17 protein-coding genes and 2 pseudogenes are annotated in these 22744 nt (G+C 38.6%); 9 read left to right on the top strand and 10 right to left on the bottom strand.

All coding sequences use genetic code 11. The features are described from left to right. Positions 1-834 (bottom strand): annotated as a pseudogene (locus AOM43_RS09480) (IS256 family transposase); the annotation flags it as partial. A gap of 101 nt (positions 835-935) precedes the next feature. Here AOM43_RS09480 and AOM43_RS13090 point away from each other — a divergent pair. The 4 genes and pseudogenes from AOM43_RS13090 (at position 936) to AOM43_RS09460 (ending at position 5709) form a co-directional block, all read left to right on the top strand. Then, a complete protein-coding gene (locus AOM43_RS13090; protein ID WP_079978261.1) occupies positions 936-1586 on the top strand; it encodes a hypothetical protein in 651 nt (216 codons plus the stop codon). A 219-nt stretch (positions 1587-1805) separates the two neighbouring features. Beyond that, positions 1806-2465 (top strand): hypothetical protein, encoded by a 660-nt coding sequence (locus tag AOM43_RS13085; RefSeq protein ID WP_226987478.1) that lies wholly within the window; start codon positions 1806-1808, stop codon positions 2463-2465. A gap of 473 nt (positions 2466-2938) precedes the next feature. Then, a pseudogene (locus tag AOM43_RS13330) lies at positions 2939-3213 on the top strand (IS256 family transposase); the annotation flags it as partial. 177 nt (positions 3214-3390) lie between these two features. Continuing rightward, entirely contained in the window at positions 3391-5709 is a 2319-nt protein-coding gene (locus AOM43_RS09460) for a nitric-oxide reductase large subunit (protein ID WP_059359996.1), read from the top strand. A 45-nt stretch (positions 5710-5754) separates the two neighbouring features. Here the strand turns inward: AOM43_RS09460 and AOM43_RS09455 are convergent, their stop codons facing one another. From AOM43_RS09455 to htpG, 9 genes are all read right to left on the bottom strand, one after another. Continuing rightward, positions 5755-6591 carry an SDR family oxidoreductase gene (locus AOM43_RS09455; RefSeq protein WP_006341001.1) on the bottom strand — a complete coding sequence of 279 codons (837 nt, stop codon included), beginning with the start codon at positions 6589-6591 and terminating at the stop codon, positions 5755-5757. A 2-nt stretch (positions 6592-6593) separates the two neighbouring features. After that, positions 6594-8831, bottom strand: coding sequence for a hypothetical protein (locus AOM43_RS09450; RefSeq protein ID WP_059359995.1), 2238 nt, complete (start codon positions 8829-8831; stop codon positions 6594-6596). 9 nt (positions 8832-8840) lie between these two features. Next, positions 8841-11078 carry a hypothetical protein gene (locus tag AOM43_RS09445; RefSeq protein WP_006340999.1) on the bottom strand — a complete coding sequence of 746 codons (2238 nt, stop codon included), beginning with the start codon at positions 11076-11078 and terminating at the stop codon, positions 8841-8843. 6 nt (positions 11079-11084) lie between these two features. Further along, positions 11085-11609 carry a type III secretion system chaperone family protein gene (locus tag AOM43_RS09440; RefSeq protein ID WP_006340998.1) on the bottom strand — a complete coding sequence of 175 codons (525 nt, stop codon included), beginning with the start codon at positions 11607-11609 and terminating at the stop codon, positions 11085-11087. Positions 11610-11624: 15 nt separating this feature from the next. Beyond that, complete coding sequence (locus AOM43_RS09435; protein WP_006340997.1) at positions 11625-12095, bottom strand: type III secretion system chaperone; 471 nt, start codon at positions 12093-12095, stop codon at positions 11625-11627. A 9-nt stretch (positions 12096-12104) separates the two neighbouring features. Next, positions 12105-12470: a formylglycine-generating enzyme family protein gene (locus AOM43_RS13790; protein WP_226987476.1), complete on the bottom strand. Its 366-nt coding sequence runs from the start codon at positions 12468-12470 to the stop codon at positions 12105-12107. After that, a complete protein-coding gene (locus tag AOM43_RS09430) occupies positions 12467-14428 on the bottom strand; it encodes a formylglycine-generating enzyme family protein (RefSeq protein ID WP_226987475.1) in 1962 nt (653 codons plus the stop codon). Before AOM43_RS09430 ends, AOM43_RS13790 begins: the two co-directional genes overlap by 4 nt. Positions 14429-15385: 957 nt before the next feature. Continuing rightward, positions 15386-16579 carry a purple acid phosphatase family protein gene (locus AOM43_RS09425; protein ID WP_226987474.1) on the bottom strand — a complete coding sequence of 398 codons (1194 nt, stop codon included), beginning with the start codon at positions 16577-16579 and terminating at the stop codon, positions 15386-15388. Positions 16580-16626: 47 nt separating this feature from the next. Continuing rightward, positions 16627-18483: a molecular chaperone HtpG gene (gene htpG / locus AOM43_RS09420; protein WP_013925607.1), complete on the bottom strand. Its 1857-nt coding sequence runs from the start codon at positions 18481-18483 to the stop codon at positions 16627-16629. A 243-nt stretch (positions 18484-18726) separates the two neighbouring features. Here htpG and AOM43_RS09415 point away from each other — a divergent pair, with 243 nt between their 5' ends. From AOM43_RS09415 to AOM43_RS09395, 5 genes are all read left to right on the top strand, one after another. Continuing rightward, on the top strand, positions 18727-19587 hold the full coding sequence (locus AOM43_RS09415; RefSeq protein WP_006340992.1) for a metal ABC transporter solute-binding protein, Zn/Mn family: 861 nt from the start codon (positions 18727-18729) through the stop codon (positions 19585-19587). 38 nt (positions 19588-19625) lie between these two features. Then, entirely contained in the window at positions 19626-20345 is a 720-nt protein-coding gene (locus AOM43_RS09410; RefSeq protein WP_006340991.1) for a metal ABC transporter ATP-binding protein, read from the top strand. Between the two features lie 24 nt (positions 20346-20369). After that, positions 20370-21221: a metal ABC transporter permease gene (locus tag AOM43_RS09405; protein ID WP_226987473.1), complete on the top strand. Its 852-nt coding sequence runs from the start codon at positions 20370-20372 to the stop codon at positions 21219-21221. Positions 21222-21288: 67 nt separating this feature from the next. Further along, positions 21289-21864 (top strand): gamma-glutamylcyclotransferase family protein, encoded by a 576-nt coding sequence (locus AOM43_RS09400; RefSeq protein WP_161792768.1) that lies wholly within the window; start codon positions 21289-21291, stop codon positions 21862-21864. A 350-nt stretch (positions 21865-22214) separates the two neighbouring features. Further along, on the top strand, positions 22215-22744 hold a 530-nt coding region (locus AOM43_RS09395; protein ID WP_193374867.1), incomplete at its 3' end, for a transposase.

The following is a 22744-nucleotide window of genomic DNA, read 5'->3' as shown; positions in this document are numbered from 1 at the left end:
TTTGAACACTTTTTGGCATTTTATCTAAAATATTAGCCGTTTTATGCACCCAACACCTTTGCTGCTTTGTTGCTGGAAACTCTTCATTTAAAGCCGCCCAAAAGCCAAGCGCTCCATCTCCAATCGCAAGCTTTGGTCCTTCTTTGAGACCTCGATGTTTTAAATTTTGCAAAACTTCTTTCCAAGACAGCTTGCTTTCTCGGTGCCCATCATGGATCATGATAAGTTCTTTATTTCCATCCTCTAAAGCACCTATCAGAACCAGAACACAGGGTCGATCTTCTTCTAAACGAATATTAAAATAAATCCCATCCGCCCATATATAAACATACTTTTTTGCGGATAAATCACTTTTGAGCCAATTTTGATATTCTGTTGTCCATGAATCTTTCAATCTAACGATATTTGTGGGTGATAGTCCTTTAGAATTTTCTCCCAAAATTGCCTCCAGAGCTTTCGGGAAATCTAGGGTAGATATTCCTTTAAGACACAAAGCAGGGATAACCGCATCTATACTTTGTGTCCTTCTCAAATAAGGTGGCAAAATCGCACTTGTGAACTTACCATCGTCTCTATGTCTTATTCTAGGCTGGCGAATTGCAATTGGGCCAAGACGGTTTGAATGTTTTTTTCTGGTAAGTAACCATTTCTTACTGCAGGAGATTGATGGGTAAATTCTTTCGATTGTTTGTAAAGTTCCAGATATTCTTGTACTTCAAATTCAATAGCTTGCTGTAACAATTTTTGAGCCCCTTTACGAAGAATTTCTTCGGGAGGATTATTTTGTTCATTTGTTGATGGCATTTTTTCTGAAGAAAAGCGAAAATCTTCCATGAGCGCACTCCCATTTAGTTTTTGTGGTAAAAAACATTTTAAGGATGCACTCTCTTTTTTTCACCTCAACACAACTTTTGATCATATCTCGAGCCTAAAAAATGAAAACATTATATAGACATGAATTAGATTTCGAACGCACAATGGAATTTGTTAAAGATAATTTAAATGAAGTGAACGCGCTATCTTCCGAGCTTCTTAATTTAGTCAATTTTAAGTCGGGTGTTTTTTTTACTTTATTAACATTAGGTTCCGACTTAGAAAGACTTTATGAATTTAAAAGCGGCGTTATCCTCCCTCAAAATCCCATAATTGTCACCGAAATTGATGGGAAAAAATCGCGACATCAAGAAGTATCTACAATAAAGGAAGAGTTAAGTGATTTTGTTTTTCATAAGCTTATTTCCAATGAAAAACTTTCTTGTGTGTTTGATGAGGTTACAATGGATTATGATGATTCTTATTTAAACAAATTTTACGAAAAAAAAAGTATCTATTTGCATGAAAAAGAAGTTCTGTATGTAATCAGAGAACATAATAAAACCCACAAGTTTATATCAGATTGCATGTGGAGTTCATTTTCTTTTTGGCACTCTGTTGGTGTTTTAACAGAGGCTGATTGTTTCAAAAATGACAGCAATATTCTCTCGTTGGAAGATATCCAAGCCATCTGTAAAAAAACAAAGATGATGCTCATTAGTGCATATGATGGTGAAGGCTATGTTTTATGGGAAAAAATGGAGCAAGAATAAAAATGACTTTGGCGGCTCCTTTTTTATACCAATTTAAATAGAAATTCTGACTAATTTGAGTCTGTTACATATCTGGATCGGGTCAGATTAAGAAAGCGAAAGAGTTTTGTAAAGATCAGCTAAGTATCCAAATTTTAACCATCCTCCACCAAAAGCTCCTCATTGGGATTATAGAGATGATAAAACTGAATACGAAGAAAGATTATTCCTTGATGGAACATGGTAGCCAAAAAAATGAAAACATTGCATAGACACGAATTAGATTTTGAACGCACAATGGAATTCGTTAAAGATAATTTAAATGAGGTGAACGCGTTATCTTCTGAGCTACTTAATTTAGTTGATTTTAAGTCTGGTGTTTTTTTTACCTTATTAACGGTAGATTCCAATCTTGAAAGACTTTATGAATTTGAAAACGGCATTATTCTTCCTCAAAATCCTATAATTGTTTCCGAAACTAATGGAAAAAAATCGCGTCATCAAAGAGTGCCCACAATAAAGGAAGAGTTAAGTGATTTTATTTTTCACAAACTCAGTCTCAGTAATAAACTTTCCTGTATTTTTGATGAGGTTACAAGAAGCCCTGATGAGTCTAATTTAAAAGCTTTCTACGAAAAAAAAAGTGTATATCTGTATGAAAACGAAGTTATGTATGTAATCAGGGAACTTAATAAAAATCACGAGTTTATTTTAAAGTGTGTGGGGAAATCATTTTCTTTTTGGCATTCTGTAGGCGTTTTAACAGAAGCTGATTGTTTCAAAAATGACAGCAATATTCTCTCGTTAGAAGATATCCAAGCCATCTGTAAAAAAACTAAGATGATGTTCATTAGTGCATATGATGGTGAAGCGTATGTTTTATGGGAAAAAATAGAATAAGCATAAAAAGACAACTTTGACCATTCCCTTTTCATGCTAAATTTAAATTGAAATTCTGACTAATTTGAGTCTTTTACATATCTGGATAGGTCAGTAATTCCCGCCAGAAAAAAATAACATGTCAAGTTTAGAAGAATTAATTTTTTGACAGGATAAACCCATAAGCAGCAATTCCCGCTGAGCAATTTTCTCTAGGGACTTAAAAATTGATTTCGTAAACTTCAGACAGTTTTTTAACTCTAAGGTTTACGATGGCTACTTTTAGAAAGATGCTGAGCATGCCGGGAATGCTCCGTAGTATCCATAAAATATTTTCAAAGATCCGCGATCCGAAAACATTCACAGTCCCACCAAATATTTCGATTGCAGATCATCTAATGTCAGGACTTGCCGTCTTTGGCTTGAAATGCCCCTTTTTGCTTGACTACGACAAAAAGCGCGCAAATGAGATAACGGCTCAGAATCTTCGCGACTTGTATCTTAAAAGGAATATCCACCCCCTAGATTTCCCGAAAGCTCTAGAGGCAATTTTGGGAGAAAATGCTAAAGGAGTATCACCCACAAATATCGTTAGATTGAAAGATTCATAGACAACAGGCTCAAAAGTAATTTTTCGCAAAAAAGCATGTTTATATATGGGCATAGAGGATTTATTTTAGCATTCGTTTAGAAGAAGGTCAAACCTTGCGTTCTGGTGCTGGTAGGTGCATTAGAGAATGAAAACAAAGAACTTATCATAATTCACGATTAGCGCCGCATACGAAACTACAGGCTGTGGATCTAGAATAGATATACTTGCCATGTGGAAATCCAGTGAACCATTGCTTTCTTTCCTAAAAAATAGTATTGTCGCAGCAATGAGCGCTCCATAATTGTCGAGTCTTGTGATTAAGGATACTTCATTTTGACACTTAATTTTTAAAGTATGCTGAGAGGTTTAGTGCAATCGCAATTTAATGAAAGTGATAATTTGTCCATATGGTGGCGGTACACGGTCATCATTGTGATGATCATTGGATTTGCTATCTTGGGATTTGTAACCAGCCTGGCTTACGAAAATGCGCCTCCCATTCCAGACAAAGTGATCGACAATAAGAACAATGTCATATTTACCAAAGAGAATATCCAGCAAGGCCAGTCAGCTTTTCTGAGATATAACTTGATGGAGCATGGAACTCTTTGGGGACATGGCGCTTATTTAGGGCCTGATTATACCGCGGAATATCTTCACCAGGAAGCCTTAATAATCATGGATTATATAGCCCAACAAAAAATGGGCAAATCCTTTGCAGAACTTTCTCAAGAACAACAATTTGGCATCAAAGAAAATGTATCATTTATTCTGAAACAAAATCGTTTTGACTTTAACAAAAATGTTTTAGTTTATACTCCAGAAGAAATTGAGGCTTTCGATAAAGCTCTAATCTATTGGAAGGGCTACTTCACTCAAGGCATGGCTCCAGGTTTACCAAAGAACTTCATTCAAAATTCTGATGACCTTAGAAACTTGACAACATTTTTTTCATGGGCCAGTTGGGTTGCAGTGACCAATCGTCCCAATGAAAATTGTTCATATACCAATAATTTTCCCTATGATCCCTTGATAGGTAATTTTCCTTGTTCCGATGCTTATTTTTGGAGCGCAATGAGCTTGATATTTATGCTAGGAGCTATCGGGCTGATGCTATTTCTTTTTGGAAAATTCGACTTCCTTGGATGGGACCCTAAGCGAAAGCCTCGCCATGTTCATGAGACCCATTTGGAGACTTCACCTTTAAGTGCTGGACAATTAGCTACAATGCCTTATTTTGTTGTCGTTGCAGTGCTATTTTTGCTTCAAACTTTGTTTGGAGGTTTAATTGCGCATTATCGCGTAGAATCGAGTTTTTATGGCCTGTCTATTGTAGATTGGGTAGCTTATAATTTAGGTAGGACCTGGCATCTTCAGCTTGCGATATTTTGGATTGCGACAGCTTGGGTAGGAGGAGGTCTTTTTATTGCTCCAATGCTAAGTGGTGCAGAACCTAGAAATCAGAAATTTGGTATCCAATTATTGCTTTGGGCGCTTGTACTGGTGGTGCTTGGAAGCCTGACAGGAGAGTTCTTGAGTGCTCAGGGCTTATTACCAGGTGAGATGTGGTTTTGGATTGGAAATCAAGGATCAGAATACTTGGATTTAGGACGTGCTTGGCAATACCTATTGATCGCTGGCTTTTTCTTTTGGCTATGGCTTCTTTTCAGAGCTCTACGACCAGCCTTTTCAAATCCAAAGTTAAAAGAATTCAGTATTCTTTTCTTTCTAGCCGCAGCAGCGATCCCAATCTTCTATGTCCCCGCTGTATTTTATCATCATCAAACGAACTTTACTGTTATAGACACCTGGAGATTCTGGATCATTCATTTATGGGTGGAAGGATTTTTTGAAGTATTTGCCACTGTATTGACAGCAACTATTTTCGTGCAAATGGGTGTGACTAAGTTGATTACTGCGAAACGAGTCATCTATTTAGATATCATTCTTTATCTAGGTGCTGGCGTAGTTGGTACGGGCCACCATTGGTACTTCACTGGGCAAACTAGTGTCAACATGGCCTTGTCTGCATGTTTTTCTGCAATGGAAGTGGTCCCATTAACTTTGTTGACTCTCGACGCCTGGGATTTTATTCGCGTTTCAAACTTGCGTTGCGAAGAATGCGGACGTTTCTTAGCAGCGCAACAAAAATGGACTATTTATTATCTGATTTCCGTGGGAATATGGAACTTTATAGGCGCAGGAGTGTTTGGTTTTTTAATTAACCTGCCAATTATCTCGTATTTTGAGGTCGGAACTAATTTAACTCAAAATCATGGCCATGCTGCCATGTTCGGAGTATTTGGCATGCTAGCATTGGCGGTCACTATGTTCTGTATGCGCTCCATGCAAACAGAAAAAATTTGGGAAATGACCAAAAACCTCATTAAAATTGGTTTTTGGGGCCTTAACATTGGCATGGGCCTGATGGTCATACTCGATCTTTTCCCATCAGGCGTTCTCCAGCTTTGGGACTCAATAGTAAATGGTTACTGGCATGCTCGCCATCTAAATTTTATAATGTCCGGTTTTTTCCATACTTTGGAATGGGTCCGGTTAGGGGCTGATATGATATTTATTGTCGTAGGTGTAATTCCTACTGTTAGCGCGATATTTATCACCTTTATGTATGGACGTAAAAGAGATGAAGAATTTGTAAAGAGCACAAGATGAAATCCTCGAATTTTGTGCGCACTCTTTGACGATTTATATTTATATTTAATCTAAAAAGAAATCTTCTTTTAAGGGATTACCAGGAGAAACGGCATAATGACTAAAGTCCGTTACCCCCTTATCGCGCAATATATCCTCATCAATAAAAAAATGGCCGGTGCATTCCCGACTGTCTTTCAACAAAATTTCATACGCTGCATCTGCAACGATAGAAGGTAAGCGACAATGCTTAGTCGTACTTTCAATCACTTGTGGGTCTTTTAAAATCGCCATAAGCGCAGCCGTGGCAATGACTGTTTTGGGCCATAAAGCATTGACCGCAATTCCGTCTTCGGCAAATTCCGCGGCCATCCCTAATACGCACAAGCTCATCCCATATTTTGACATAGTATAAGCTAAATAGTCCTTAAACCATTTAGGATTCATATTCAATGGCGGCGAGAGGTTTAAAATATGGGGATTTGAGGCTTTTTTAAGGTAAGGTAAACAAGCTTGTGAACAAGCAAAGGTTCCCCTTACATTAATTTGGTGCATCAAATCATAACGCTTTAACGGAGTGTCCAAAGTTCGGGTTAGTTGAATAGCACTCGCATTATTAATCAAAATGTCGATGCCACCAAAAGTGTCAATCGTCTTCTGGACAGCACTTTGGATTTGTTCTTCATCTCGAATATCCATGACTAATGGCAAGGCCTCCCCACCTGCCTGAATAATTTCCTCAGCCGCCTGGAAAATGGTCCCAGGCAATTTGGGATGAGGTGTCGCGGTTTTCGCCGCAATGGCCACTTTAGCTCCAGCTGCTGCCAGCTTTAGGGCAATCTCTTTCCCAATCCCACGACTAGCGCCAGTAATAAATGCAATTTTGTTTTTGAGTGAGAACATGATTACCTTGCTCGTGCATGCGTTTGTTCTTTCAATTGTTTTTTGATATAGGAAATAATTTTTCCCTGCCCCTGCGCAAAATAGGCATCGATCAGAGGAATCAGGGCTTCTTTAGCCCCTTCTTTATCCTCAATTTTTTTGATCTTACTGAAATCAATTCCCATTTTGTGAACTAAGATCCCCTCCATTTCTGCATCTAGCTGCGAGGGTTCGTGCAAGATCCCCTCCACAAGAATTTGAGAAAAAGGAATCGGTTCCCCTTTTGTGTCTATATCTAGACGAGAAGCTTTTAAATAATCTCTTAGTCCTGCTTGAATTAACCGTTTTTCGAGAGGGGCTTGCTTGCCTTTCCAGTATTTCAGTTTCTTTTCAGCAGCCAAAATTTGTGCATCTATTTTCTGTTTAGTTTCTTCGTTTTGCGCTAATTTTTTTTGATATTTTTCGCTTTCCTTTTTCAACTGCTCTTTCAAGTGCTCCCTTTCATCTAAGGATAGGAGGCCACCTTTTTGATACTTTTTGACTAAGGGTTGCAAAGATTTTGGCAAATGGCTGAACGAAACTTCCTGATTAGGAAATTTTAAAATTCCCTCTAGCTCATTTATTTTCACATTCAAGTCATGAACCGCATAGGCTTTCCTTAGCTGCTTAATTTTTTTTAATTGTAGCTTAAAAGCTTGGTATGTGGCAGGTATTCCATATAGTGCCAAGCGATAATTCACCCCTTTCAGCCATTCCTTGGTTAAAGCAGGTTTCTGGGAATAAAAATAAAGACCTCCTGTGACAATAACGGCTATTGTGGCTAATGAAAATCCCAATCCGAGCAAAGCCAATCCTAATGGAGGAAAAGAGAAAACGCCCACGAGGGCTAAAACAGCCAATGTTGTCATTATTGCGGTGGAAATAACCGCAAGAAGAAGAGAAACTGTGGATGAACCAAGCTTAAACTTTGAGAAACGGTGCTCTAACTTTTGCTTTTTCAAACTTTGGGCTTTCAATCCATTGCGAGTCAATTGTGAAATCGTATCCTGATGCCGAATCGTTTCTTCAATTAGATTATCTCTCTCTGCATAGTTTTTAAATACTTCAAGGAGTTGCTCTTTTGTGTGAATCTCTAATGGAATTCGCATTCCCACATTTTTTAGGGCTTTAAGGCAGTCCTCAAAAGACTGTGATTTCAAATTTTCTATTATTTTGTTCAGTTGCTTCCGACGCAACTCGTCCGTTTCTTTCCGCTTGCTTAACAGCGCTGAAATCATTTCCTCAGACTTTTTGATATCTTCAGAATTCACCCGATCTATCACTCGCTCCGTTTCACGATGTATGTCTATCCATTTGCGATGCATTTTTTCATCTTTGATATTTTTTGAAAGCTGCATCGTTTTTCCAAGAATAAGCAACGTCCCCCCAATGCCTCCCATTCCAAGACCAACCCAGCCAGACATGATCGGTCCCAATCCATGCCCTGTCTCTGTCGCTATGCGTAAACCCACTTTTGTGAATTGAGGAACAAACCCTACAAGTTTTAAAGATGTCCCAATCGATTGTGCTTTTAAAACAGACTTGCGTAACGTTAACCACTTTTTGACTTCACGGATTTTGGCCTTTAAAGCTGGATCTGGATTGGCTTTATATTCAACCTTCATTTTCGCGACTTGCTTAGCAATTTCCCGATAAATGGCAATCCGATAGATCAGTATACCAGCCGCTCCTATATGAGCCGGAAGGGAGTAAGCTAAACGAAGATAGCCGATATCTGTTGATAATTCCTTTCCAATTCCATTGTAATCACGAATCTTTGCGACATGTCCGAGAGGCACCCCAACAAAAACACTCATATATTCTGTAGGCGTACTGAAAGGGTTTAAAGTACTCGTAAAAAATTGATTAAATTTCTCTGCAGCTTCATCCTTGGCTAAAATAAGATCTACCCAATAAGGAGCATTGCGTTCCGCCCATTCTTGGACGGAAGGAGTCTCGGCTTCGCTGATCAATTCAGCAGTCTCCAAAGAGCCACTTAATTCGCTTCCAAACTCTGAAAGCTCTGTCAGGCTTTCTCTCAAAGTTGTATCTTCAATATCTTCTGAAAAATCCCCCGACAACTTTTGATATTTGGCCGATTCTTTTACAGATTTCACTCTGATGTCGGATGTTGTTGAGGGTACTTTTTCAACACGAATTCCTTCACTCTCTAATGGAGCATGTGGAATTTTAGGCATTCTTCCAGAATCAACAGGTTCCATAAAAAAACCTCACGGATGAACGGGTGTTGTTTGATCTTCATCTTTAATTTCTTGCATTTTTTTGCGAATAAACTTGATGAATTTTTTTTCGTTAATCGCAAAAAAATCATCTAACTGCTTTTGTACGGTCTTTTTAATTTCTGGATCGCCATCGGCTTGAAGTTTTTTCACATCAATGCCAAAATGACGATCTAAAATATCAACTGTTTCTCGATCCAATAATTCTGGATTTGTAAACATTCCTTCAACAATCGTTTTTGAAAGCTCGATGGGCGCTCCATTTCTATCCAAGGAAAGATTAATACCGTGTAAATAGTCAGCGACTCCAGCACGTTTTAGTTTTTCTAGGAGAGGTTCTTTTTTTGAATTCCAAAATTCAACCTTTCGTTCTAACCGATTAATTTTTTCAGCTCTTTTTTCTCTTCTCAATTCGTATGAATGTAGTTTTTTTTGATACAACTTTTCGAGTTTTTCTAGCTGTTTTTTATATCGGATAGCCTCTTCGGCTGTTATTGCAGACGGAGTAGAAGAAATAGCGACGACATGCAACTCTTTTGGGAGCTTTTGTGGATTAAGGGGTAATTGCTTCAGAATGCTTTCTATCTGTTGAATTTGGACTCGTAATCTAAAGGAAGAAGCCAGTTCATTAACCTGTTTTTGTTGCTTTCTTTTTAAGAAAAAGTTTCGATAAGCTGAAGGAATGGCATACATCCCTAAACGCAGATTAACCCCTTTGATCATCTCCTTAAAACGATGCGGACTTTTCCGGTAAAAATAAAAAAGACCCACGCCTCCTAAAATGACGGCTGCTACAAAAAAACCGACGCCAAGAACGGCCAATGCAAACTGGGGCATTGTGATAACAGCTGCGATAATCAAAATATTTAGAACAATGATGGTGGTCACGGTAACGACTGTAAGAAATAAATTGGCAAAATTCAATTTCACATTGAAACCGAATTTCTTTTTTAAGCTAAGGCTCTTCATAGCTTCAGAAGTGAGGATGGCATTTCTTGTGCTCACTTGCATAGCATCCTGATGCTTTGCATGGATACGTAAAAGCTGTTCTTTTACTCCAGGCTTTTGCAATTCCCCTTGAAGAGCATTGAGGGTGAGAACACCCTGGACATCCTCTAATCGAATACCTTTTTCATTCAACAACACTTGAGCCTCTTCAAGAGTACTCACCGCATCGATTTTTTTTATAAGAGCTTCAATTTCAGGTCGTCTGATTTCCAATTTTCGATCTTCTTCTTTCCTCCGCCTTTGCAATAATGTATCTATATCCTCCCCGGCTTTTGTTAAATTGGCTGCCGTTGTTTTATCGACGACCCTGGGTGCTGGGTGAAATTCTTCAGACCATTTTTTATGAATTTTCTTGTGACGTACAGCCTTAACAAAATCAAAAATCGAAAACCCTAATTTAAAAACATTTGTGGTGCCTAAAGTCACAAAACTAAAAGCTGCATCAGCATAACGCAAGAAATCTAGAGCTTTCACAGCGAATAGTAAAGGGATTTTGAGGGCCGCTCCAGTGATTTCAATATTTTTTTCAACTTTTGTCATACGGGATGACTTTAAGTCTAAATGCTGCTTTTTTAACCAATGATTGAGGGTATCAATTTGATCTTTGAGATGGGGTTCTCCCGTTGCTTCGTATTCTTTTTGCAATTCGCGTACGTGTGATGAAATCTCATCATTTAAAATATGCTTATAAAAAAGGAAATTTTTCTCAGAAGTTTCTGGAAGAACGTGAATTAAACGTGAAAAAATCTCTTCCGAGCTTAATTTTTTTTCTTCATTGACAAGCAATCCAGCCAGCGATAATTCTTTAAGAATGCGGTGTTCATTCGTTAAATGATCAACTGTTGCATCTCTGGAACCAGCAAAAGAATGCCCTTGATTAAATAGGATGTCTTGAATGATGGCTTCGCGATTAGTCTTGATCCATTCAGAAAAGGTGGGAGGGGGGACATTGCTTAAAACTGAACCAATGTGATTCAGCAATTTAATTCTATCGACGCTTTCTACTAGTTCATCAACGCTATCACTTTCTTCAGATATAGATTCGATAGAAAGGGATTCCGTAGATTCAAGAGAAACACGTCCTCTTTTATGCATCGAAATTGTGGGTGATGACGAAGAAGGAGCGCGTTCAACAACGATTCCATCCGCGTTAATGGGAGCTTGACCAATTTCAGAAAATGAGGGCTCAGGACCAATTGGAAAACCGGGTTGTTTGACCATATTTTATCACTTTGTTAGGGATAACATTTCTTCCAATAGATCATTAAACGTTTTCTCTCCACTTGCGACACTTTCAATCACTCCATTGAAGAGATCAATAATCATCATCACATTTCCAATAAGACTAAACAAAAGCAATGGATCGACTTTATTTCCCTTCGTAAATAACACATAACGATAGAAAACCTGGTCTTCAAGCTCTCCTAATTCAAATCCAGGAAGCTCGAGAAATCGATTGATAAAAAGCAATGTACTGGCTGTCTGAGAAGCTGCAGAAGGTTCCACAGAAAAGGGTAAATTAACCACAAACTTCACTAAATGATAGGATTCTTCCTTCTTTTTGGATTCCTGCGCCATCGTTTGTTTGAAAGTTGTAATTTGAAGAATTTTTTCCCTTTCCTTCGCATCATTCCCTAAAAAAACTAAAAGCTGATCAAAGGGAATTTCTTCAGAGGCCATAACTAAAGAACAGTCATATCTTTCTGAAGATAAATCAATCTGAATCTGTTCTAAAATATGGTTTTCTTTCATGACATTCTCCAACAATTAAGCATAAAAAATATTTTTGTTCTTTTCGTCTATGGGATGATAAAGTCCTTTTTTTGTCGACTCTCCACTTTCACTTTTTAATTCTTCAAACTTACTAATCCAGTATAACATATAGTAAATAAATTCTTCAAAATCCGAATTAAACTTGGAATAGGTCAAACCTTCATAAGAAATAAAAGTAAAAAGAACTAAAGAGCGACTATTAGGTTCATAGCCTAAATGAGCTTGACCTGTTTCTTTCCCAAATAAATTTCCAATTAAAGCTGCGAGAGACAACTCTTTTTCCTTATCTACAGGTAGAATACCGACGGATGTGTAAATAAAAAAGCCATTGTCAAAAAGAGATTTTTCAAAACTAATCGTACTTGTTTTGTTAATCATCAAGCGGCAAATGCCTTCGTCATCAAGTTCTAATTTACCGATTCCTTTTCGTCTGCCATACTCTCGCAATATCTCTTCCAATTGCATGAGGGCCCCCTATTTCGATGGATTGGGAAATACGTTTGTGTTGACATCTTTGGCTGTCTCTTTTTTTGACTTGAGAAGCTCTAGCGGAAGTGTTGTTTTTGCGACTCTAAAGCCTGTATATGAATCTGTATGCTCAGGATCTAAGGCTAACCTTTCTGCCACTCTTACCCCATCAGCCAAACTATCATAACACCCTCCCTTTACAATTTTCTCTGCCCCCGTTGATCCTGATGTATAGCTTTCTGACACCCATTCCCACACATTCCCACTCATATCGTAAGCACCAATAGGACTTTTGGCATCATGCGTGATGATCTCTCTACCTCCTACATTGACCTTGTTGCGCCCATTAAAAAATCCTACTTCGGTCGTCAAGACCTCTCTTTTTTAAGGGGTACGTCATTACTTTTATAATTGGCCCATGAGGGATCAATCTCATTTTGACTAAATCCAAAAAGAAACTTTTGCAAGGGTTCTTTTTCTTCTTGGATGTGCATTCCTGCAGCTTTTTCCCATTCGGCTTCGGTCGGTAATCTCAAGTCATAGTCTTTACAAAATGCATTGGCACCATACCAAGAAACATTGATGACTGGATGACTTCCTTTATCCGCGATAAACATGAAAACCGTTTTCCCCGCACTAGGCTCAAGTGTAAAAATTTGACTATGGGGATCTGCTTCTCTTGTCTTGCATAAAACATGCCCATTTAAATCTCGCACAATTCCAACATGTTCAGCTTGAGCGGAATAAATAATTTGACGATTTTCTAAGGCATAATTTAGCCATTTGACATATTCAGTATTCGAGACTTCATAAATCCCGATTTCAAAAGGATTAAGAGTTAAGATACGAGAAGATTGTTCATTTTCCTTTATGCTTTTAGAAGGATCCCCAACAATCACTTTTCCCCCTGTCACTTTTGCCAAAAGCAAGGGAGGAAGATGGTCCTTTTTTGAGTAATCTTCCGTATCAAGTGAAAGGAAGGCCGGGGTTGTAATGGTGGGTAAATTTTCAGCGACGTTTTCAATTAGCGCCTGTTTTTCATAAAAAATGTCTACCTGCAAAAACTTAGAAGCTTCAAGGAAAAAAGGTCCTTTCGGCGTCATATGGATGTCGAAGTCATCTTTCTTTTCAGGTTTAATTACATAGGGTCCTCCAGGTGGCACTTTTAAACGATCCACCGATCCCGTCCCTGTATAGATAAGCATAGAGCGTCGGTAAAGAGCCCAAGATGTATCAGATAAATTACACTTTACGGTTAAAAATGCGGGCTGCATGGCTTTTGGATTGTTAGAAAAAGCGAGCTCCTTATCTCTTCTCTCCATTTCTCTATGCATCAAAAGAGCTTCTTTAAAAGCAACAACTTCTTCTGATGGGAAGGCCATTTGAACAGAGTTCATTTCTCCTTTTTTTATCTCAAAATTTTTTCTAGATAAAATTTTAGGGGAAATATCTTGCTCATCCAAATAGAATTCCACTTCATAACGACCAGCTGGTAGTTCTCTCAAAACAGCTAGAAGTCCTGATTTTAATTGATATTGAGCAGCTTTGGCCAAATTTTCCTGTGAAAGAAGGTGTCCATTGCTCGCTTTTAGACGAAATTTTAAATGCTCAAGATGTTCACTCGAAACATGAATGTTATAGAACAAAAGAAGCGTCCCTACATCCTCTTTTTCTGAACTTACTTCTCGAACCAATGAATTCGGAAGATACAGACCTGTCAAAGGTCCTAATTTTTCTTCAGGCTTCAAAACGACTTCTAAAGGCTTTGGGCATGCATATCCATCCAATTCTTCAAATACGATAGTATAGCAACCCGGATTTAAAGCATCTGCATTTAAAAGACCTTCAGAGGAATAACTGACCGTTTTTCCACAGGATGCGTGTAAGCTAATTTTGGGGGGTCTAGGAAATTGTGCTTGCTCCCCCGCAACTGTATGAATGATAATGGACGCATAACGAGGTTGTAGGTTTTGGTTTACCTTTGTAACCTGATTAGGCAGAATTTTGATGTGTTTTTTCTCTGGTTGAGAAAAAAAAGAGTCTTTATTAGGAATGACAAAATCCAGGGTATAATCTCCCGGAACTAAATTCTCCACGACAACAGTCCTGGAAAGTTTACCCAAATCCTCTACACAAGCATGATTGGCAGGATGAAGTTGCTGGTTTTTGTCATTTTGTCTTAGCCAGAAGCGCACACGGTCTAAACGTTCTCCCTTGACTCCTGTCTGATAGGTCACCACTAAAGTTCCTGTTGCTTCATCCGCATGTCCTGAACAGAACAATCCGCCCAAAATGATCATCCAGAAAAAACAGAAGTAGATTGTTTTCACAAGTCCCCCAATCGTTTGATCACTTTTTATTTATATTTTTAAAAAACATGGCTTAACGCATTTTGGAAATCCATGAAAAACCCTTAAAATCCTTAGAAGGGATTAGCCTCACCTTAACAAAAATAAAATAAATTTTGATCTGTTTTTAGCAAAATAAATCCCTCTCCTCTTATAGTCCTTATTCTCAGCAGACAATGAATAGAAAAAAAACTTTTCAGAAAGTAATAATCACTTTAAAAATAAACAATATAATGAGGAAATTTCTTCCATATTATTATAAAATGCTCAGAACCAACTAAGTGCTGTTGGAATAAAAAGCAGCATCTTTTTTGTATGAAAACACTTCAATACATACAAATAGAGACGATTTAATGGACCCTTGAATAGAAAACAACGCACTTACTAACATTTATTGCAGATATTTCACATTGCAACGTCATATAAAAAACATAATGTAATTAGACTAATTAATACATTAATGAGAGTATTTTATGCCAAAGTAAGCACTCTCAATAGATAATTAAAGACTTAAGTGATCGTAAAAAACGATCCCCATTATTCCAATTGATAATTTCTAAAGAACAAGCCACTCTGCTGTCGCAAAATTCAGAAGAGCAGGTCCTCCAAATTTATCAAAATTTACCTTTCGAAGAAGGTTCGGAAAAAGATTTCACCTAGATCTTGATGCACAAAAAGTTGTGAAGTTTTTTAGCCAACTATATGATCTAAAAATCGTATTCCGCGATGCATTTTTATGACCAAATAAAAGATTTGCCCATCACCAATGCAAAGCATCGCGTGCATGTCTCTAATGTTAGAATTGCAACTTTTGGAGGAAAAAGAAGGAAATTTAATCACTGGGTCAGCACTTAATGAAATAAACTATATTTTTATTCAACCGAGATTAACGACAAAATAAGTGGAGATAAATTTAAATCTCCTCATAGAGAGACGTGATTAAATTTTCTGTTCTTGTAAAACAGGTTGAGAAACGGAATCAAAAACAATGCCTCGATGGTCAATTGCTTGATATTCCCTTTTATCCTTTGATAAGATCACATGGATAAAATGTCTCTTTTGCGCAGTGAAAGCCAAATACCAGGCTTTTTTAGGCTTTTTTGGTGCTCTCGGCTTTTTGACACCCCAGGCTCCATCTCCTAGATATAAAACTCCGGTGGGAACAACTTGCCGATTCTTCAAAGGGAAAGTCCGTTTATAGGCATGGTCATGGTTTTCAAAAGCAGCGTTTAGTCCAAACTGTTCAAATAACGTGCCCCAGTTCGTCCGCACGAGCACACTATACTTATATTTGTAATGACGAACACATGGATAAGCGGGGACATGATAGAGAGCAAATTTATGAGGAATCGCCTCTCTTTCATGCAACGTTTTAGCCAACCAATGCGTTTGAACCCCCTCAATGGGATGTGTATGGCCTGAATCCATGATGACTAAACTTAAATATTTTCCAAAATCGATAGCGTGATACCCAGGAAGGCCGAATAAGGCGTAGTAAAAAGGAGCGTCGACAGGATTTTGATTGAATCCACCGTCAACATCATGATTTCCGATGCCTGGCACAATGGGGATCAAACACCCATCTTGTGTCACCATGGTTTTTTCCCATGCTGATAACCATTCAATCCAACGCATATTACGTGTCGTATTCGAATAAGCGATATCACCACCAATCAGTGCAAAACAAGGATTAAGAGCTGCTGCTTGTCGATTGGTCTCAATCACATACTCAATGCCATCGTGATAAACATCTCCCCCTGCCACAAAGTGAATCGGCTTTTCCAGATCTGCAGGCATTGTTTTAAACTGGTAAGTCTTTCCTTCCTCACTAAACTTAAAACAATAAATGGTATCAGGACTCAATTGCGTTAGCTCAGTGCGATGAATCAAATAAGGGAAGTGCAGCGGCATTTTAGCATGCGAACCTGCCTTGGATTGCCACTTCGTTTGATCATCCTTTTGGCAAAAGTGAAGTTCATCTTTTATTTCTTCTAAGTTAGTGATCCATTGAATTGTCATAGTGGTCAGAGGATCTCCACTCCATGTCAAATAAACACAAATGGGATTGACACCTTCCAAATGAATGAAAACGGATAAAAAGAAAATAAAAAAAGAGAGAATAGAAGAACGCATGTGCATAAGATTAATTTAAGGCCTCCAAAAATGGAGGCCTTATTGATTTACTGTTGTTTGGCATCGATTAATTTTTCTGTCAGCTTTTCAAGAAGCCGAGCATTTCTTTCCAAAAATTCTTTCAGTTCAGCGGGATCCATTTCTTTTTGCGATAGCAACGCCATTTCATAGATCTGCTTGACTAAATCCCCTGTCAATTCAGGTTGGATTTGATCCAATTTTTGCACAAGTGAGACAAACGGACTGTTTGTGTTGATCACAAGCTTGCGCTTATCCATAAGACCTTTTACACGAGAGGCATCTTTTGGATCCAAGCTGCGCATATAATCGCGCATTCGCCGTTGTTGTTCATCGATTACAACCACACCAGGTACTGATTCCGCTGCTAAACTTTTCGCTTCAACTTCCACATTTTCATTCTCCAGCTTGGAACGTACGAAGTCCGCGATTTTTCCAGCTTCTGTTCTGCCTTCCGCATCTAAAAGTGTCTTCTCTTTTTCTTTATCAAGGATACTTTCGTCGATATCCGAATCGACTCGCTTGAAGACAACGGGAGTCAGCTTTCTTTCTAAAAATTGAATGAGATAAGGATCAAAAGGACTATTGGCAACTAAAATTTCAATCCCTTGTTTGTGATAAACTTCTGCAAAGTGGGAAAGATGTTCACCATCTATCGTATAGAACACCTTGTCTTTAATCTTGCTTTCATTACGTTCAAGATATTCCTCAACAGTGATCCACTCCCCATTGACATTCTTCCATACAAGGAAGCTTTTGGCTTTATCATAAAATTTTTCGTCTTCCAATATTCCAAGCTTGACAACTTGACCTACATCGGACCAGCACTCTAAAAAGCGTTCTCTTTCAGTACGATACAAGGTGGCTAAGCTATCTGCCACTTTTTTGGAAATGTGATTGCCCAACTGTCTAACTGTTCGGTCCATTTGCAAATAGCTTCGTGATACGTTCAATGGAATATCCGGACTATCAATGACGCCTCTTAAAGCCATGAGGTAATTTGGGATCACATCTTTACAATTATCTGATACAAAAACGCGGTTGCAAAATAGCTTCACGGTGTTTTTGCTGATATCAAAATCGCGATTAAGCTTAGGGAAATAGAGAATTCCTTTTAAATGGAAAGGATAATCCACATTTAAATGCACCCAGAATAGCGGATCTGGATCCATGGGGTAAAGATGACGATAAAAACGGAGATAATCTTCTGAAGTGCATTCTGAAGGAGATTTAATCCAAAGGGGCTCTTCATGGTTAATATGGGAATCTTCCAAATAGACAGGATAAGGAAGGAATGAGCAATAATGATTCAGGATTTGACGTATGCGTGCAGGATCTAAAAATTCTTCACTGTCTTTATCCACATACAAAATCACTTCAGTTCCACGCTTCGTTCGTGTCCCCACTTCCAGCTCATATTGAGCAGAACCATCGCAAATCCAACGCACAGGCTCAGCACCTTCTTTGTATGAAAGGGTATTGATTTCGACTTTGCTAGCGACCATGTACGCAGAATAGAATCCTAAGCCGAAATGCCCAATAAATTGATCGGTTTCATTATGAGACTTGTATTTTTCCATGAATTCTTCAGCACTGGAAAAGGCGATTTGTGCAATGTATTTTTGCACTTCCTCAGCATCCATTCCAATTCCATTATCGCTAAAAGTCAGTGTTTTGTTTTCTTTATCAATGTGAATTTCAATCCTAAAAGGATCATCGGAACTGGCTGACAATTCCCCTTTATCCTGCAAAATTTTGACTTTATGAATTGCGTCGCATGCATTCGAAACAAGTTCGCGAATAAAGATATCTTTATCTGAATAGAGCCATCTTTTGATAATGGGAAGAATATTTTCGCTGTGGATCTCTAAAGTTTTAGTGACCATGATCATCGACCTTATTTTTTAATAATTTTGTTATGAAATTTGGTTTCACCACAAAAGAAAAACTGCGGGAAAAAATCATATTAATCCATCAACGACTTTAAATAAAGACTCTGATCCTCTTCCTCTTAACTTGGTTAAAATGAAATGAGTGCACACAAAATGACCTTGTCAAAAAATAGAATTAATCTTATTATCTTTTGTGTTCAAAGAATTTTAGCTAAATAAATTAACATTGAGCGGCGCATGCAAATCGCATTTATTTCCATTCTTGCCTTTTTCTCTTTAATCTTTTCCGGTACACCATTACAGGCAAAGCCGACGGTCCTTGTTACAATTGCCCCGCATAAGTTTTTTGCTGAAAAGATTGCTGGAGATACCGTTGATGTACAGCTCATGATTCCAGCTGGTGCGGATGCACATACCTACGAACCGACTCCGAGACAAGTGATGTCTGCAAGCACGGCTGATATTTGGTTTTTTATCGGGGAAGCTTTTGAATCTCGTGCCAAAAATGCGCTTTTAACACATAAGCCTTCTCTTTTACTCGTTGATATGCGACAAGGTGTGGAAATGATCTCTGCGACCTCCCATTGTGAACACCATCACGGTTGCTGCCATGCGTCAGGTGAAGATTTACACTTTTGGTTAAGCCCCAAGGAAGCGCAACAGCAAGCCAAAACAATCGCAAGTGCTCTCATTGAAAAGTACCCTGCAAACACAGAATTTTATAAACAGAATCTTTTGCAATTTTTAGAAGAACTAGATGCCTTGGACGTTAAGGTACGTGAAATTCTAAAAGATTCTAAAAATTCGGTGATCATGGTCGCGCACCCTGCTTATGCATATTTTGCTCGAGACTACCAACTGATTCAACTTCCTATCGAATTTGAAGGGAAAGACCCTAGCCCGCAACAGCTGACCAAAGTGATCGCTAGAGCACGCAAAGAAAATATTAAAACGGTTTTCTCTCAAGTGCAATACCCTAATAAAGTCGCGCAATTGATTGCGAATGAAGTAAATGCCCGCGTTGTAATCTTAGATCCCTATGCAGAAGATTACCTCTGCAATGTAGAACTCATTGCGCGCCATTTTGCTGAAAATTAATGATAATTAAAAATTCGTTTAAAGGATTTCAAAGTTATATGCCCCCTGCAATTAAAGTGACAAACCTTTCCTTTTATTACCAGAGTGTTGGCATACTCAATAATTGCTCTTTTGAAATTAATGCAAACGAATTTATTGGGGTTATAGGCCCCAATGGTGGCGGCAAAACAACTCTTTTAAAGCTGCTCATGGGCTTTTTAAAGCCTTCTTCAGGAAATATTGAAATTTTCGGGACACCTCCGGGCAACAAATCGCATCATCTCGCTTATGTTCCCCAAACAGTCCGCTTTGACCCTCAATTCCCGATCTCCGTTTTTGAAGTTGTCTTGTCGGGGCGTCTAGCTTACCTGCCTTGGCATGGTCGCTATACACAAGAAGATAAAAAATTAGCGATTGAGGCGCTTGAACGTGTAGGTATTTCGACATCTCTTTATAAGCAGGCTTATGGAAAATTATCGGGAGGACAAGCCCAAAGAGTTTTAATTGCACGCGCGCTTGTCTCACACCCCCAAATTTTATTTCTGGATGAACCAACCGCTAGCGTTGACGTACACGCCGAGTCGGATATCTTTAATTTATTGAGTGAGCTGAAAGGCTCCATGATGATCTTAATGGTGACTCACAATCTTAAAGTTGCGATCAGCCAGGTTCAACGTGTTTTATGTGTGCAAGGTTCTGTTCTTTCTCTCAAACCAGCGGAAGTTTGTGAACATTTTGGTATTGGCCTCTATCATACACCCTTGATTAACTTAAAATAAGATATGTCTTTTTTTGATGCTCTCATGACTAATTCTTTGCTCTTATCTGCCCTACTTGCAGGTTTAGCAGCTTCTATTGTAAGCGGCATCATCGGCTCATATGTTGTTGTCAAACGAATTGTATTTATCAGTGGTAGTATCTCCCATTCTGTTTTAAGCGGAATTGGTTTTTGCCTTTGGTTGCAACGCTCACAAGGAATCACATGGGCATCCCCTTTGATGGGGGCTTTGGTTGCTGCAGTCCTTTCAGCCTTAATAATAGGCTGGATCCATTTACACTATCGGCAAAGAGAAGATTCCGTCATCGCCGCCATATGGGCGATTGGAATGGCCGTGGGGATTCTTTTTATTTCCCAAACGCCAGGATTTAATGTTGAATTAACGAACTTTTTGATTGGTAACATCCTTTGGGTTTCCAACACAGACCTTTATATTCTATTTGGATTAGACCTTGTCGTTTTAGTGGCTGTTCTTTTCTTTCACACCCGCTTTCTTGTGATTTGTTTTGACGAAGAACAGGCCCAGTTGCAAGGACTCCCTGTTAATTTTCTTTATATTCTTCTTCTGATTTTAACCGCGATTTCCATTGTTTTGCTCATCGAAGTTGTAGGCGTTATTTTAGTTTTAACCATGCTTACAGTCCCAGCCTCCATTGCCAATCTGCTCACTTCACGACTCTCCCATATGATGTCAATTGCCGTGCTATTAAGCATTCTATTTTGCCTCGTTGGGACAGGTGCAGCATTTCATCTTGACTGGCCAGCTGGCGCCTCGATCGCGTTAGTCGCGGGAGTCACTTACATGATTGCCCTATTTCTTTTCCCGCTTACTTCTCGCCCCTTAAAATTAAAAGTTAAAAGCCCTGCTTTAACCTAATATGAAAATCATCATTTATTTAATCACAACTTTCGGCTGTTTTTTATTGCATACTCAAGGAAATACCGTGCAATTGCCTCCCGATTTGCCGCATCTTTATTTTGCTTATGGGTCTAACGTTAGTTATGACTTTCTTAAAGAGCGACTAAAAAATGGGAGCTGGGTAGATGAATGGCACAAAGATGGTGAATTGGAAGGGCAAGCCCCGATTGATCTAGGAGCATACGAGCTAAATGATTATGAATTTAGCTATTCTCTCGACACAACTCCATTTGGTGAAAGTGGAACGGCGGGTAATATTGCTCCAAAAGAAGGGGCTAAAGTTTACGGAGCAGTGTATTGCCTTTCTGATGCTCAATTAGCTGAGTTAGATATTGGTGAAGATGCTCCTGAAGCATATGCAAGAGTCGCAGTGAAAGTGCAAAGATGCGCAACGCAAGCTTTTAAAAATCTGCAAGCTCCTGAGTCGTTAATCGTATGGGCTTACGTCGGCAACCCTAAACATGTCACACAAGAAGAAAATCCCGATCTCGAATATGTACGGCGCCTTGTAGAATCTGCTTTTGAGCGGTTATTTCCTTCTGAATACATCGATCAATACCTCGACACGTATTCTTATAAACTCTTAGAACGAGCTGGGTAAAACAACACTTCCCTGCTAAACGTATTTGCCTATGGTTAGGGACTCTCTTATGCGTCGGTCATAACCACTTTAGCTCGAAATACAGATGATGAGAAACCTCCAAAATGAATTTCTTAAAACATCCGGAGAAATATTTGAAGAAGCTTTCCCCCCCCCGGTTTTAAAAGTCATGGCGAATCACGACACTTATACTTTTCTCTAAATCACCTTATGTCTAAGTCTCATTTTTCCAATATTATTCATTGGTTCCAAATCCCCTGAGATATGATCAAAAGTTGTGTATGAGATGAAAAAAAGAGAGCGCATCCTTAAAATGTTTTTTACCACAAAAACTAAATGGGAGTGCGCTCGTGGAAGATTTTCGCTTTTCTTCAGAAAAAATGCCATCAACAAATGAACAAAATAATCCTCTCGAAGAAATTCTTCGTAAAGGGGCTCAAAAATTGTTACAGCAAGCTATTGAATTTGAAGTACAAGAATATCTGGAACTTTACAAACAATCGAATGAATCTACCCATCAATCTCCTGCAGTAAGAAATGGTTACTTACCAGAAAAAAACATTCAAACCGGTCTTGGCCCAATTGCAATTCGTCAGCCTAGAATAAGACATAGAGACGATGGCAAGTTCACAAGTGCGATTTTGCCACCTTATTTGAGAAGGACACAAAGTATAGATGCGGTTATTTCTGCTTTGTATCTTAAAGGAATATCCACCCTGGATTTTCCGAAAGCTCTGGAGGCAATTTTGGGAGAAAATGCTAAAGGACTATCACCCACAAATATCTTTAGATTGAAAGATTCATGGACAACAGAATATCAAAATTGGCTCAAAAGTGATTTATCCGCAAAAAAGTACGTTTATATATGGGCGGATGGGAT

Source organism: Parachlamydia acanthamoebae, assembly GCF_000875975.1.
Classification (GTDB): Bacteria; Chlamydiota; Chlamydiia; order Chlamydiales; family Parachlamydiaceae; genus Parachlamydia; species Parachlamydia acanthamoebae.
Note: the sequence above shows the minus strand (reverse complement) of the source record. Positions and strands in the feature narration are given on the sequence as shown.